Origin of the sequence: Streptomyces cinerochromogenes, from assembly GCF_014648635.1 — a bacterium.
GTDB lineage: Bacteria > Actinomycetota > Actinomycetes > Streptomycetales > Streptomycetaceae > Streptomyces > Streptomyces cinerochromogenes.
Genome location: NZ_BMRM01000001.1, coordinates 459,379 through 473,529 on the forward strand (window position 1 = coordinate 459,379; position 14,151 = coordinate 473,529).

Below are 14,151 nucleotides of genomic sequence, written 5' to 3' on the forward strand. Positions count from 1 at the left end.
TGTCTCTCACGTTAGGGGTTATAGGGGACCCGGTCAACCGGTCACGTACGCTTGACTGGTTAGCCGAGGAGGAGTGCCCCATGTCCACCGCCCGCGACCCCCGCCCGCTGACCGGCGAGCCGCTCGCGCTCGACCTGCTCAACACCCGGTGGAACAGGGACGGGGTCGTCCAGGACCTGCTCGCGGACACCGACGGGCTGGCGGTGTGGCTCGCGGCCAACGGGCTGGCCGGAACCCACCCGTCCGGCGCGGCGGCGCTGGACCACCTGCGGGCGGCCCGCGAGGCGATCAAGGCCGCGGTGGACGGGGCACCGGAACAGGCGGCACCGCTCGTGGACGCCGTACTGGAGCACGGCCGGATCCGGGCCCGGCTGACCGCCGCCGGCCCGGCCGAGGAGCCCGAGTTCGCCGACCCCGCCTGGGGCCCGGCCTGGCTCGCCGCCCGGAACTACCTGGAGCTGCTCACCCGGGCCCCGGAGCGGATCCGCAGCTGCGCCGGGGGCCACTGCATCCTGTACTTCTTCGACACGTCCCGGAACGGCACCCGCCGCTGGTGCTCGATGGCCGCGTGCGGCAACCGGGCCAAGGCCTCCCGGCATTACGCGCGTTCGAAGGAGAACTGAGCAAATACCGGACTATCGCCACCGGATCCGCTCACATCCCATCGCGGGTTTTCCCCATACGTTCATCTCGATTAGGTCAACGGTCCCCAAACCCATGCCCCTTCGGTAAGGCTGAGCGCTCTCGTCCGCTCGTTCCTTTACCTGAGGGATGCCGATGACCCACACGCCCGAGCGTGATCCCATATCCGGCCCGAGACGCCTGGCCCGCACAGCGGTGGCCGTGGGTGTCGTGGCCGCCCTCTCCGCCGTGGGGCCGGTGCCCCTGGCCCTCGCCGCGGACCCGGTCCCCGCCCCGGCCGCCGGCCCCGGCGTCAAGTCCGCCCCCGACAAGCTGGGGTCGGACGACGCGGCCCTGCTCGCCGAGGCCAAGGCCGACGGCGACAAGAACGTCACGATGATGATCGCGACCTCGCCCGGCCAGACGGAGCGGGTCGCCGCGGAGCTGGACGCGGTCGAGGGCGGCCTGGTGGGCCGCACCGACGACAAGCTCGGCTACGTCCGCGCCACCGTCCCGACGGGCCGGGCGGACTCGGCGATCGCCGCCGCCGTGAAGCTCTCCTCGGTGCGGGCCATCGACCTCAAGCAGGAGATCCCGCTGGACGACCCGGCGCCGAGCGGCACCCGGGCCGCCGCCGGCAAGGGCACCTACCCCGCGCCGGGCAGGAAGACCCCCGCCGAGAACCCGTACAACCCGTCCTTCGAGACCGGTGCCGTCGATTTCGTCGAGGACCACCCCAAGGCCGACGGCCGCGGCATCACCATCGGCATCCTCGACTCAGGCATCGACCTCGGCCACCCGGCGCTGCAGAAGACCACCACCGGCGAGCGGAAGATCGTCGACTGGGTGACCGCGACCGACCCGGTCGCCGACGGCGACGGCACCTGGCGGCGGATGACCACGGGGGTCTCGGGTCCCTCCTTCTCCATCACCACCGCCTCCCAGGGCACCGAGAAGTTCACCGCGCCCGAGGGCTCGTACAAGTTCAACTACATGTACGAGTCCGCCACCGCCGGCGGTGACGAGAAGGGCGACCTCAACCGGGACGGCGACACCACCGACGCCTGGGGCGTGCTGTACGACCCGGCCGCCGGCACGGTCCGCGTCGACACGAACGACAACCTGGACTTCACCGACGACCCGGCGATGAAGCCGTACAAGGACGGCTTCCAGGTCGGCTACTTCGGCACCGACGACCCCGCCACGGATGTCGCCGAGCGCGTGCCGTTCGTGGTCGAGACCCGCAAGGACGTCGTCTACAACTCCTCCGGCGCCAAGGCCGACTACGTCAACATCGGCGTCATCGAGTCCGAGCACGGCACCCACGTCGCCGGCATCACCGCCGCGAACGGCCTGTTCGGCGGCCGGATGAACGGCGCGGCCCCGGGCGCCAAGCTGGTCTCCTCGCGGGCCTGCACCTGGACCGGCGGCTGCACCAACGTCGCCCTCACCGAGGGCATGATCGACCTCGTCACCAAGCGCGGCGTCGACATCGTCAACATGTCGATCGGCGGCCTGCCCGCGCTGAACGACGGCAACAACGCGCGCGCCGAGCTGTACACCCGGCTCATCGACACCTACGGCGTCCAGCTGGTGATCTCCGCCGGCAACTCCGGGCCCGGCGCCAACACCATCGGCGACCCCGGCCTCGCCGACAAGGTGATCTCGGTCGGCGCGGCGATCTCCAAGGAGACCTGGGCCGCCAACTACGGCTCGGTCGTGGAGAAGAAGTACGCGATGATGCCGTTCTCCTCGCGCGGCCCGCGTGAGGACGGCGGCTTCACGCCGACCCTGACCGCCCCCGGCGCCGCGATCAACACCACCCAGACCTGGCTGCCGGGCGCCCCGGTCGCCGAGGCGGGCTACTCCCTGCCGGCCGGCTACTCGATGCTCCAGGGCACCTCGATGGCCTCCCCGCAGGCCACCGGTGCCTCCGCGCTGCTGCTGAGCGCCGCCAGGCAGAAGGGCATCGACCTGACGCCCGCCAAGCTGCGCACGGCGCTGACCTCGACCGCCGACCACATCAAGGGCGTGCAGGCGTACGAGGAGGGCGCGGGCCTCATCGACATCGTGGACGCGTGGGACGCCATCAAGGACGACGCCTCCGCGCACGACTACACGGTCAAGGCCCCGGTCGACACCGCGATCGACTACGCCCTGAAGACCCCGGGCTTCGGCACCGGCCTCTACGACCGCGAGGGCGGCCTGAAGGCGGGCGAGAGGAAGACGTACGACGTGACCGTCACCCGTACGTCCGGCCCGGACAAGGCGGTCCGGCACGAGCTGCGCTTCGCGAACAACGCCGGCGGCACCTTCCGGATCGTCGGCGACGACGACGTGCGGCTCCCGCTGAACCAGCCGGTCACCGTCAAGGTGCAGGCGGCCCCGGGGTCCGAGGGGATCAAGAGCGCGATCCTGGAGGTCGACGACCCGAGGACCGAGGGCGTCGACAAGCAGATCCTCACCACGGTCGTGGTCGCGGCCCCGGTGAAGTACACCTACTCCGCGTCCGGTTCGGTGCAGCGCAACAGCACCCGGTCCTACTTCCTGACCGTGCCGGAGGGCGCGACGTCGCTGGAGGTCGCGCTCGGCGGGCTGAAGGACAAGAGCCAGACCCGGTTCATCGCCGTCCACCCCTACGGCGTCCCGTCCGACAACACCTCGACGCCGTACTGCTACAACAACTACCTGGACGGCAACGGCTGCAAGCCCGACGTCCGCTCCTACGCCGACCCGCAGACCGGCGTCTGGGAGGTCGAGGTCGAGTCCCGGCGGACCTCCCCGCTGCTCGACAACCCCTACCGGCTGGACGTCACCGTCCTCGGCGCGGCCTTCGACCCGGCGACGGTGACCGTCCCGGAGGCCAAGGTGGGCACCCCGGCCACGGCCGGCTGGAAGGTGACCGACACGTACGCCGCCCTCGACGGCAAGCTGGTCGGCGGCCCGCTCGGCTCGGCCAGGACCACCCGCCCCGCCATCAAGGAGGGCGAGACGCAGACCAGCACGGTCGAGGTGCCGGCCGGCGCCACCTCCCTGGACGTCGCCATCGGGGGCGTCTCGGACACGGCGGCCGACCTGGACCTCGCGGTGTACGACTCCGCCGGCAAGGAGGTCGGCAAGTCCGCCGACGGTGACTCCGAGGAGGCGGTCTCCGTGCCGTCCCCGGCCGCCGGCACCTACACCATCGAGGTCGTGGGCTACTCGGTGCCGTCCGGCTCGACCGACTACGACTACCGGGACGTGTTCTTCTCGACCGCGCTCGGCTCCGTCACGGTCGACGGCTCGGCCCCGGTGAAGCTGGACACGGGTGACTCGGCGACGGTGACCGGCCAGGTCACGGCCGCCGCCCAGGCCCCGGCCGGCCGCGAGTTCTTCGGGCGGGTCCAGCTGGTGAACGCGCGCGGCACGGTCGCGGGCACCGGCAGCGTGAAGATCGAGAAGGTCACGCCGTAACGGGGTGACGCGCAGGGGAGGGGCGGGCGTCCTGACGGACTCCCGCCCCTCCTTTCCTGTCCCCTGTCCCCTGTCCCCTGCCCCCTGCCCCTGCCCCTGTCCCTGTCCCTGTCCCTCAGGAGGCGTCGCCGGAGGGGCAGAGCGTGGTCCGGGAGCCGGGCAGGGCGTCGGTGATCCAGTCGCGCTCGGCGGCCACCCGGACGTCTCCGACGGTCCACTGACTCGCGTACGTGTCGCCGTGGGGGACCCGGACCAGCGCGTGCTGTCCCCGGCGCGGGGCCGGCCAGGCGCCCGCGTCCAGCAGGAACGCGACCTCGGCGGGACCGTGCGCGGGCTTGTAGGAGCGGGTCACGGTCAGGGTGACGCGGCTTCCGGCAGCGTCCTGTGCCGGCTCCACCCTCGCCACGGTGCCCTCCACGACCAGCCGGGAGCAGGCCAGTTCGCGCTCCGGGTCCGGCGGCCGCACGCCGGCCCCCGCGTTCTGCTTCTCGGCGCCCGAGGACGCCCCGCCCATGTCGTCCCCGCCGCCGCCGTGCGTGACCAGCCAGCCGAAGCCCAGCGCCAGGGAGAAGGCCGTGGCCCCGGCGAACGAGCCGAGCACGATCCGCAGGGCCCGCCGGGGCCCGCCCGGCCGGCCCGGCCGCGGGGGCCGGGGCGGCCGGTCCCGTCCGGCGGGTCGGGTACGGCCCCGGGGGCGGCCGGCGGGCCGCGGCCCCGGTACGGCGACGCGGGACACCCCGCTCCCCTCGCCCCCGGTCTTCCCGTCCCCGTTCTCCCCCTGCCCGGCCTCCTCCTGCTTGGTCCGCTCCTCCCCGGCGTCCTCCACCCCGGTGTCCTCCGCCCCGGTGTCCTCCGCCCCGGTGTCCTCCGCCCCGGTGTCCTCCGCCCCGGTCAGGGCGTCCGCGAGCCGGGACAGCTGGTCCCGCAGCACCGCGACGTCGGCCTCCGCCGCACGGTGTTCGGCGAGGAAGGCGGGGTCCCGCCGGGCCTCCTCCGGCAGGGGGTCGCCGGTGATCGCGGCCATGAGGGCGTCCATGCCGTCGTACTCCCCCCGGCCCCCGTGCCCACCGGCGCTGCCGGCGCCCCGCGCGCCCTCGTGTTCGGCGGTCATGTCACACCACCTCGTCCTCGTGCAGCCGGTCGCGCAGCGCGCGGACCGCCGTGTGCAGCCTGCTCTTGACCGTGCCCTCCGGGATGCCCAGCTCGGCGGCGATGTCCCGCACCGGCAGGTCGGCGAAGAAGCGCAGCACGACCACCTGCCGCTGCGCGGCGGGCAGTTCGTCCAGGCCCCGGGCGACGGCGAGGGACAGCAGGCTGGTCTCCTCGCCGGAGGGGTGCGCGGGCGCGCGCAGCGCGGCCAGCCGCTCCCCCAGCCGTTCCTGGCGCCGCTTGGCCCGGTGCCAGTCCATGGCCAGGTTGGAGGCGACCACCGCCGCCCACGCCGACACGTCCCGCGGCGCCTCGCGACCGCTCGCGGCCCGCTCCAGCAGGCGCAGCCGGACCTGCTGTACCCCGTCCAGCAGGTCCGACTGCGGCACCCCGCCGAGCGCGAGCACCGCCCGCACCCGGCGTTCCTGGGCCGCGTCCAGCGGATCACCGCCGATACGATCCGCACCGGCGGCGTACGCCCCCTGGTCGCGGCGCGTCCTTCCGCGCAGCACGAGCCACCCCCTCACGCGTCTGCCCCTACGACGTGGCAGCGGGCCGGAACGTTCGGCCGGCGCCACGGGTGCACTGTGAGGTGCGTCACAGGGGCTGGGCGGCGCAGAGGCGTACGTCACACCCTCGTATGGCCCGGGTCCGGACGGGCAGGGGCGGGACAGCACAGCTTCCGGCGCGGGCCCGCCGCGGGGAGAATTCCTGCAGCTCGACGGGGTGCCCGGCGGAGGTGTGGAACCGTCCGCCGAGTGACCGTGTCCCATTCCTCGGGCACGAGCGGCAAAGAATTGGACAGGTGGGCCGGGGTCGGCCGCATGATGGAAACGCCCCGGTCGGGCACGAGACACATAGAGGGAGTCGCTGTGAGGGTCGGAATCGTCGGAGCCACCGGTCAGGTCGGCACGGTCATGCGCGGGATCCTCACGGAGCGGAACTTCCCGGTCACGGAGCTGCGCCTGTTCGCCTCGGCCCGCTCGGCCGGGACCGTGCTGGACGGCGTGACGGTGGAGGACGCGGCGAGCGCCGACTACACCGGCCTGGACATCGTGCTCTTCTCGGCGGGCGGCGCGACCTCCAAGGCGCTGGCCGAAAAGGTCGCCTCCCAGGGTGCCGTCGTGATCGACAACTCCTCGGCCTGGCGCAAGGACCCCGAGGTCCCGCTGGTGGTCTCCGAGGTGAACCCGCACGCGATCGCCGACCGCCCCAAGGGCATCATCGCCAACCCGAACTGCACCACGATGGCCGCGATGCCGGTGCTGAAGCCGCTGCACGAGGAGGCCGGCCTCGAAGCCCTGGTCGTCGCCACCTACCAGGCGGTGTCCGGCTCGGGCCTCGCGGGCGTGGCCGAGCTGCACGGCCAGGTGCAGAAGGTGGCCGCCGAGGCCGACAAGCTCACCCACGACGGTGCGGCGGTCGACTTCCCCGAGCCGAACGTCTACAAGCGCACCATCGCCTTCAACGTGCTCCCGCTGGCGGGCTCGATCGTCGACGACGGTCTGAACGAGACCGACGAGGAGCAGAAGCTGCGCAACGAGTCCCGCAAGATCCTGGAGATCCCCGCGCTGAAGGTGTCCGGCACCTGTGTGCGCGTCCCGGTCTTCTCCGGCCACTCCCTCCAGGTCAACGCCCGTTTCGCCCGCCCGATCTCCCCGGAGCGCGCGACGGAGCTGCTCTCCGGCGCCCCCGGTGTGGCCCTCTCCGAGATCCCCACCCCCCTCCAGGCGGCCGGCCAGGACCCGTCGTACGTCGGCCGCATCCGCCGCGACGAGACGGTGGACAACGGCCTCGCCCTGTTCATCTCCAACGACAACCTCCGCAAGGGCGCCGCGCTGAACGCGGTGCAGATCGCGGAGCTGGTGGCGGCGGAGCTGTCGGCGAAGTAACCCGCGCCTCCCACCAGGGGCGGCCCCGCCGGGCCGCCCCTTTCGCATGCCCCCCGCGTCCCCGCAGCGGCCCGCAGCGCGCGTGGAAAAGGGGCGCCCGGCCCAGCGGCCGGGCGCCCCTCGTCGCCGTGGCGTCGGCTACTCGGCGGAGTCCGCCGCCGCGTCCGCCGCCTGGGCCTTCAGGGCGCGCTCGACGCCCGAGCGGGACTCCGAGACGAGACGGCGCAGGGCCGGGGTCGGGTCGGCCGAGGACAGCCAGGCGTCGGTCTTGGCCAGGGTGGCCTCCGAGACCTGGACCGCCGGGTACAGGCCGACGGCGATCTGCTGGGCCATCTCGTGCGAGCGGGACTCCCACAGGCCCTTGACGACCTCGAAGTACCTGTCCGCGTAGGGCTCGAGCAGCTCCCGCTGGTCGGTCTGGACGAAGCCGCCGATCACGGCCTCCTGCACGGCGTTGGGCAGCTTGTCGGAGTCGACGACCGAGGACCAGGCCTCCGCCTTCGCCTCCGGCGTGGGGCGGGAGGCGCGGGCGGTGGCCGCGTGCCGTTCGCCGGCCGCCGTCTTGTCCCGCTCGTACTCGCCGGCGATCTCCGTCTCGTCGTACCGGCCGACGGCGGCGAGCCGCTCGACGAACGCCCAGCGCAGCTCGGTGTCGACGGCCAGGCCCTCGATGGTCTGCGTGCCGTCGAGCAGGGCCTCCAGGAGGTCCAGCTGCTCCGGGGTGCGGGCGGTGGCCGCGAAGGCGCGGGCCCAGGCCAGCTGGTGGTCGCTGCCGGGCTCGGCCGTGCGCAGGTGGGCCAGCGTGGCGTCGGTCCAGCGGGTGAGCAGGGACTCGCGGGCGGCCGGGGCGGCGTACAGGTCGATGGCCAGCTTGACCTGGCGGTGCAGGGACTGCACCACACCGATGTCGGACTCCTTGCCGATGCCGGACAGCACCAGGGAGAGGTAGTCGCGGGTGGCCAGCTCGCCGTCCCGGGTCATGTCCCAGGCCGAGGCCCAGCACAGGGCGCGCGGCAGGGACTCCGCGAAGTCGCCGAGGTGCTCGGTGACGACCTTCAGGGAGTCCTCGTCCAGGCGGACCTTGGCGTAGGACAGGTCGTCGTCGTTGAGGAGGATCACCGCGGGGCGGGGCCTGCCGGTCAGCTGCGGTACGGCGGTCAGCGCGCCGTCGACGTCCAGCTCGATCCGCTCCGTGCGCACCAGCTTGCCGGCGTCGGAGAGGTCGTACAGGCCGATGGCGACGCGGTGCGGGCGCAGGACCGGCTCGCCCTTGGCGCCGGCGGGCAGCGCCGGGGCCTCCTGGCGGACGGCGAAGGAGGTGATCACACCGTCCGCGTCCGTCTGCACCTCCGGGCGCAGGACGTTGATGCCGGCCGTCTCCAGCCACTTCTTCGACCAGGTCTTCAGGTCACGGCCGGAGGTCTCCTCCAGCGCGCCCAGCAGGTCGGACAGGCGGGTGTTGCCGAACGCGTGGCGCTTGAAATAGGCCTGGACGCCCTTGAAGAACTCGTCCTCGCCGACGTACGCGACCAGCTGCTTCAGCACGCTGGCGCCCTTGGCGTAGGTGATGCCGTCGAAGTTGACGAGCACGTCGTCCAGGTCGCGGATGTCCGCCATGATCGGGTGCGTGGACGGCAGCTGGTCCTGCCGGTACGCCCAGGTCTTCATGGAGTTGGCGAACGTGGTCCACGAGTGCGGCCAGCGGGAGCCGGGCGCGGAGGCCTGGCAGGCGATGGAGGTGTAGGTGGCGAACGACTCGTTCAGCCACAGGTCGTTCCACCACTCCATGGTGACCAGGTCGCCGAACCACATGTGGGCCAGCTCGTGCAGGATGGTCTCCGCGCGGACCTCGTACGCCGCGTCGGTCACCTTGGACCGGAAGACGTACTGGTCGCGGATGGTGACCGCGCCCGCGTTCTCCATGGCGCCCGCGTTGAACTCGGGCACGAACAGCTGGTCGTACTTCTCGAACGGGTAGGCGTAGTCGAACTTCTCCTGGAACCAGTCGAAGCCCTGCCGCGTGACCTCGAAGATCGCGTCGGAGTCCAGGAACTCGGCGAGCGAGGGCCGGCAGTAGATGCCGAGCGGCACGGACTGCCCGTCCTTCTCGTACACGCTGTGCACGGAGTGGTACGGGCCGACGATCAGCGCGGTGACGTACGTCGACATGCGCGGGGTCGGCGCGAAGACCCAGACGTTGTCCTTGGGCTCCGGGGTCGGGGAGTTGGAGATGACGGTCCAGCCCTCGGGCGCCTTCACGGTGAACTGGAAGGTGGCCTTCAGGTCGGGCTGCTCGAAGGAGGCGAAGACGCGGCGGGCGTCCGGCACCTCGAACTGCGTGTACAGGTAGGCCTGCTCGTCCACCGGGTCGACGAAGCGGTGCAGGCCCTCGCCGGTGTTGGTATAGGCGCAGTCCGCGACGACCCGCAGGACGTTGCGGCCCTCCAGCAGCTCCGGCAGCGCGATCCGCGAGTCCGCGAAGACCTCGGCGGGGTCCAGCTGGTCGCCGTTGAGGGCCACCTCGTGGACGGTCGGGGCCACCAGGTCGATGAACGACTGGGCACCACCGCGCGCCACGTCGAAGCGCACCGTGGTCACGGACCGGTAGGTACCGCCCTCCTGCGCGCCGGAGAGGTCGAGATCGATCTCGTACGAGTCAACGGTGAGCAGCTCGGCCCGCTGCTGCGCCTCTTCGCGAGTCAGGTTTGTGCCAGGCACGCGGTCATCTCCTCGTTATGTGTCGGTTGCGCCATCCTTCCATGGGACCGACGGGGAACGCGATGTCCGGTTCCCGCCGGTGCGCGTGGCGCCGGGGCGGGACGCTGGGGGCATGACGACCCACATCGCACGTCCCATCGAGCCCGCCGTCCTGAAGGAACTGCGGACCGCCGACGACGCCGGCCGCCCCGTGGCCGCGGTGACCGACGAGGAGGGCGGCGCCCCGCTGCGCTGCTGCCTGCGCCGCAGCGAGCCCGGCGAGCGGATCGCCCTCGTCTCCTACGCGCCGCTGCGCCGCTGGGCGGCCGGAACGGGCGCCGACCCCGGTGCCTACGACGAGCAGGGCCCCGTCTTCGTCCACGCCGAGGAGTGCCCGGGGCCGGCCGGGGACGCCCTGCCCTTCACCGACGCCCACCGCGTCCTGCGCCGCTACTCGTCCGCCGGCCGCATCCTCGGCGGCCGCCTGGTGACGGACGCGGACGCCTTCCGGCCGGCCCTGGCCGAGGCCTTCGCCGACCCGGAGGTGGCGCTGGTGCATGTGCGGGCGGTGGAGTACGGGTGCTTTCTGTACGAGGTGCGGCGGGGATAGGTACGGCGGGAGCAGGTGCGGCGGGGAGGAAGCCCCCGGCACGCCGCTGCCGGACGGGCAGCGGGGCCCGTCCGGCAGCGGCGGCGGAATCAGGGGTGCGGTGCCGCGTGCGGCGCTCAGTTGACGACGACCACCACGACGCCGCCACCGAAGCCGAAGCCGGGGACGAAGCCCGCGCCGAAGCCGTTGCGGAAGCCGTTGTTGAAGAAGCAGTTGCCGCCGAAGCCGCGGTTGAAGCAGCCGTGGGTCGGGGCCTGGTCCGGGGTCGCGGCCGAGGCCGTGCCCGCCGTGCCGATCGCGGCGCCACCGGCAAGGAGGACGCCGGTCGCGGTGGCCGCGAGGAGACGCCTCACGCGTTGTGCTTTCATGGGCCTACCTTCCTTCCACGCCCTCGCGGGGGTTTCCGGTGCGGGGCGATGGCCGCGGCCGCGGGGATCGGGCGGCGCGGTCGTAGGTGTTGCCGCGGGGGGACGAACAGCGGGCCTGCGCCACTTCGGCTGTCGGCCCCGGGGGACGGGGCACTCGCCGCCGGCGGCGGGCACACCCCTGATCGCGGCCCTTTTCCCTTCACGCTAGCCGCCCTTCGGTGACTCAGCATCTCGGGCCCGAACGCGCTCGGTCCCCAAGGGCCGGGGCGGCCGCGTGGCGCAGGGCCTCCAGGACCCTGGCGGTCGCCGGGGCGTCGGCGGCGCCGCGGCGTACCGCCGCCACCACGTGGCGTACGGGGCGGCCCGCGCCGAGTTCCCGGAGGACCACGCCCGCTCGCCGGCCGGCCGCCGTCCTCGGGACCAGGGCGACGCCCATCCCCGCCTCCACCATGGCCAGGATCGCGGTCCAGCCGGAGGCCGAGTGCCCTTGGTGGGGGCTGAAGCCGGCCGCCTCGCAGGCGCGCCGGGTGATGTCCGACCAGGGGCCGCTGCCGCCGAAGATCCAGGACTCGGCGGCCAGATCGGTGAGGGTGAGGCCGGGGGCGGAGGCCAGGGGGTGGTCGGGGGGCAGGGCGACGTCCAGCGGGTCGGCGAGGAGCGGGACGTGGGTGAAGCGGGGGTCGGCCGCGCTGGGGGCCTCGGCCGCGAGGGACAGCGCGAGGTCGACGTCGCCGGCGGCCAGCAGGTCGTAGGCCTCGGCGGCCTCCGCCTCCCGGACCCGTACCGTCACCTGCGGATGCGTGGCGCGCAGGGCCCGTACGGCCGGTACGACCAGGGCGGGGACGGCGGTCGGGAAGGCGCCGACGCGGACCTCGCCGGCCTCGCCGTGCGCGTACGCCGTGAGGGCCGCGTCGGCCCGCTCCAGCTGTTCGAACACCGGCTCGGTGTGGGCGAGGACCAGCCGGGCCGCGTCGGTGAGCCGGACCCGGCGGCCCTGCGCCTCCAGCAGGGGCACGCCGAGCTGGGCGGCGAGGTTGCTGAGCTGCTGGGAGACCGCGGACGGGGTCATGTGCAGGGCCTCGGCCGTCGCGGTGACCGTGCCCCGTTCGCGCAGGGTGCGCAGGATCCGCAGCTTCCTCAGGTCCCACTCGGCCATGCACGCACCGTACCCGCCGCCGCCACGGCCGCCGGAGCGCGGCCTCGCGGACGCCGGAGCGCGGCCTCGCGGACGCCGGAGCGCGGCCTCGCGGACGCCGGGGCGCGGCCTCCCGGACGCCGTCAGCGACGGGAGCCCGCGCCCAGCACGACCCCGGCCAGGATCAGTGCCAGGCAGAGCAGGTGCGGCCATCCCGTGCGCTCGCCGAGCAGTGCCCAGGACAGCAGGGCCACGCACACCGGCTGGAGGTGGTAGACGATGCCGGCGCGGGTGGCGCCGATCAGGGCGACGGCCTTGTTCCAGGCGAAGAAGGCGAGCGCGGAGGAGGCCACGCCGACGTAGAGGAGGGGCAGGACCGTACCGGGGGCGGGGCGGAAGCCGCCCTGCACGGCGAGGCTGACGGCCTGCGCGGGCAGCAGCAGGACGGTGCCGGCGAGGAACGTGGTGAACAGGAAGGCGGTGCCGCCGAGTTCGGCGGGACGGCGGCGCAGCAGCGCGCTGTAGCCGGCGAAGCAGCAGGCGGCGGCGAGCATCCACAGTCCGCCGGCCGTGAAGTCCGCCTCGCCGCCGAGGAGCAGGGCCACGCCCGCGCAGGCCAGCAGCAGCCCGGTGGTACGGCGCGCCCCCAGCCGTACGCCGCCCAGCCGCTCCAGCAGCGCCATGAGTACCGGCGAGGCCGCCATGATCATGCCCATGGTGGCGGCCGGGGTGGTCAGGCCTGCCTGGTTGACGAGGGTGTTGTAGACGGCCACGCCGAGGAACGAGGCGAGGAGGACGTACCGGGCGTGCTGGCGGAACAGGTGCCGTTGCCGCCAGGCCTGCCGGGCGCCGAAGGGGGCGACGGCGACCAGCGCGATCACCCAGCGCCAGAAGGCGTGCTGGACGGGCGGGACGCTGTCGTGCAGCCCGCGCGAGGTGACGAAGCTGCCGGACCAGACGACCGTGGCGAGCGCGGCACAGGCCAGACCGAGGAGCGGGGCGGCGGCCCGCCGCGACCGTGGCCGGGCGGCCGGGCGGGCCGGTGCGTGGGCCAGGGGGGCGGGGCGGGCCGGGGCGTGGGCCGCGGGGGCGGTGGCGGCGGGGGTCTGGGGCGCGGCTGCGGTCACAAGGGGCCTTTCCGGGGCGTCTTCGGTCGGTGGTGCCTCTGTCGTCGCTACCGTCGCAGCGCCACACCCGTCAGGTCCATCGAATCTTTGCGATCATTCTTTTCAGCTGAGCTGAACGGTCGTGGCTTCCGGTCCCCGCCGAGCTGCCCCGCCAGCGTCGCCCCGAACGCCAGCGCCATGCCCGCCACCTGCACGGGGGTGAGCGCCTGGCCGAGGGCCGCCCAGCCGACGACCGCCGCGGTCAGCGGGGACAGCGGGCCGAGGAAGCCGGCCTGGGTGGCGGTGAGCCGGCCGATCCCGCGGAACCAGAGCCAGTAGGCGACGGCCGTGTTGGCCAGGGCGAGGTAGAGGTAGCCGCCGGCGGCAGGGCCGTCGAGGGCGGGCGGGGCACCCTCGGCCAGGAGGGCGACCGGCGCGATGAGCAGGCCGCCCGCGGTGAGCTGCCAGCCGGTGAGCGCCAGCGGACCGACGCCCTCCGGCCGCCCCCAGCGCTTGGTCAGCACGGTGCCGGTGGCCATGGCGGCCGTGGAGGCGAGGGCCGCGAGGACACCGACCGCGTCGAGCGCGCCCGCCCCCTTCAGCACGACCAGGCTGACCCCGAACGCGGCCGCCAGCCCGGTGAGCAGCGTCCGCGGCTGCGGCCGCTGCCCGAGCAGCAGCGCGGAGAGCCCGACGACGAACAGCGGGCCCACCGAGCCGACGACCGCGGCCATCCCGCCGGGCAGCCGGTACGCCGCCACGAACAGCAGCGGGAAGAAGGCGCCGATGTTCAGCGCGCCGAGCACGGCGGCCTTGGCCCACCAGGCACCCCGCGGCAGCACCCGGGTGAGGGCGAGCAGCAGCAGACCGGCGGGCAGGGCCCGCATCAGGGCCGTGAACAGGGGGCGGTCCGGCGGCAGGAACTCGGTGGTGACGGCGTAGGTGGTGCCCCAGGAGACGGGGGCGAGGGCGGTGACGGCTATGGCGGCGGTGGTGCCGCCGCCGGCCGTGCGGGTGGTGGTCATGGCGGGACCCTTCCGGGAGTCGCTAGTGGGTCAGCGCTAAGTAGCTTAGCGCTAAGCTACTTATTTGCAAGTGACTTTCTTGCGGGTGAGCGGAA

The 14,151-nt window shown here is 73.6% G+C and carries 11 protein-coding genes; 4 read left to right on the plus strand and 7 right to left on the minus strand.

Annotated features, from left to right (window positions below; all coding sequences use genetic code 11):
- Positions 1 to 80 precede the first annotated feature (80 nt).
- Positions 81 to 623, plus strand: coding sequence for a CGNR zinc finger domain-containing protein (locus tag IEZ20_RS01990; RefSeq protein WP_189294297.1), 543 nt, complete (start codon positions 81 to 83; stop codon positions 621 to 623).
- Between the two features lie 154 nt (positions 624 to 777).
- A complete protein-coding gene (locus tag IEZ20_RS01995; RefSeq protein ID WP_189294298.1) occupies positions 778 to 4,074 on the plus strand; it encodes a S8 family serine peptidase in 3,297 nt (1,098 codons plus the stop codon).
- A 115-nt stretch (positions 4,075 to 4,189) separates the two neighbouring features.
- On the opposite strand, the gene IEZ20_RS02000 is transcribed toward IEZ20_RS01995, so the two are convergent.
- Together IEZ20_RS02000 and IEZ20_RS02005 are read right to left on the minus strand one after the other, a co-directional pair.
- Positions 4,190 to 5,185: a hypothetical protein gene (locus tag IEZ20_RS02000; RefSeq protein ID WP_189294299.1), complete on the minus strand. Its 996-nt coding sequence runs from the start codon at positions 5,183 to 5,185 to the stop codon at positions 4,190 to 4,192.
- 1 nt (position 5,186) lies between these two features.
- Positions 5,187 to 5,735 carry an RNA polymerase sigma factor gene (locus IEZ20_RS02005; RefSeq protein WP_189294633.1) on the minus strand — a complete coding sequence of 183 codons (549 nt, stop codon included), beginning with the start codon at positions 5,733 to 5,735 and terminating at the stop codon, positions 5,187 to 5,189.
- Positions 5,736 to 6,095: 360 nt separating this feature from the next.
- On the opposite strand from IEZ20_RS02005, the gene IEZ20_RS02010 reads away from it, so the two are divergent.
- Positions 6,096 to 7,115, plus strand: coding sequence for an aspartate-semialdehyde dehydrogenase (locus IEZ20_RS02010; RefSeq protein ID WP_189294300.1), 1,020 nt, complete (start codon positions 6,096 to 6,098; stop codon positions 7,113 to 7,115).
- Positions 7,116 to 7,253: 138 nt separating this feature from the next.
- On the opposite strand, the gene pepN is transcribed toward IEZ20_RS02010, so the two are convergent.
- Positions 7,254 to 9,833 (minus strand): aminopeptidase N, encoded by a 2,580-nt coding sequence (pepN, locus tag IEZ20_RS02015; RefSeq protein WP_189294301.1) that lies wholly within the window; start codon positions 9,831 to 9,833, stop codon positions 7,254 to 7,256.
- A 112-nt stretch (positions 9,834 to 9,945) separates the two neighbouring features.
- On the opposite strand from pepN, the gene IEZ20_RS02020 reads away from it, so the two are divergent.
- Positions 9,946 to 10,422, plus strand: a complete 477-nt coding sequence (locus IEZ20_RS02020) for a DUF1203 domain-containing protein (RefSeq protein ID WP_189294302.1) — start codon at positions 9,946 to 9,948, stop codon at positions 10,420 to 10,422.
- A gap of 116 nt (positions 10,423 to 10,538) precedes the next feature.
- Here IEZ20_RS02020 and IEZ20_RS02025 read toward each other — a convergent pair whose 3' ends face one another.
- The 4 genes from IEZ20_RS02025 to IEZ20_RS02040 all read right to left on the minus strand — a co-directional run bounded on the left by IEZ20_RS02025 (position 10,539) and on the right by IEZ20_RS02040 (position 14,056).
- The gene (locus IEZ20_RS02025) at positions 10,539 to 10,790 is read right to left on the minus strand and encodes a hypothetical protein (protein ID WP_229895835.1); all 252 of its coding nucleotides are present in this window, start codon (positions 10,788 to 10,790) and stop codon (positions 10,539 to 10,541) included.
- Positions 10,791 to 11,013: 223 nt separating this feature from the next.
- Positions 11,014 to 11,946: a LysR family transcriptional regulator gene (locus IEZ20_RS02030; protein WP_189294303.1), complete on the minus strand. Its 933-nt coding sequence runs from the start codon at positions 11,944 to 11,946 to the stop codon at positions 11,014 to 11,016.
- Between the two features lie 122 nt (positions 11,947 to 12,068).
- On the minus strand, positions 12,069 to 12,980 hold the full coding sequence (locus IEZ20_RS02035) for a DMT family transporter (protein WP_189294635.1): 912 nt from the start codon (positions 12,978 to 12,980) through the stop codon (positions 12,069 to 12,071).
- Between the two features lie 119 nt (positions 12,981 to 13,099).
- Entirely contained in the window at positions 13,100 to 14,056 is a 957-nt protein-coding gene (locus tag IEZ20_RS02040) for an EamA family transporter (protein ID WP_189294304.1), read from the minus strand.
- Between the last annotated feature and the right edge of the window lie 95 nt (positions 14,057 to 14,151).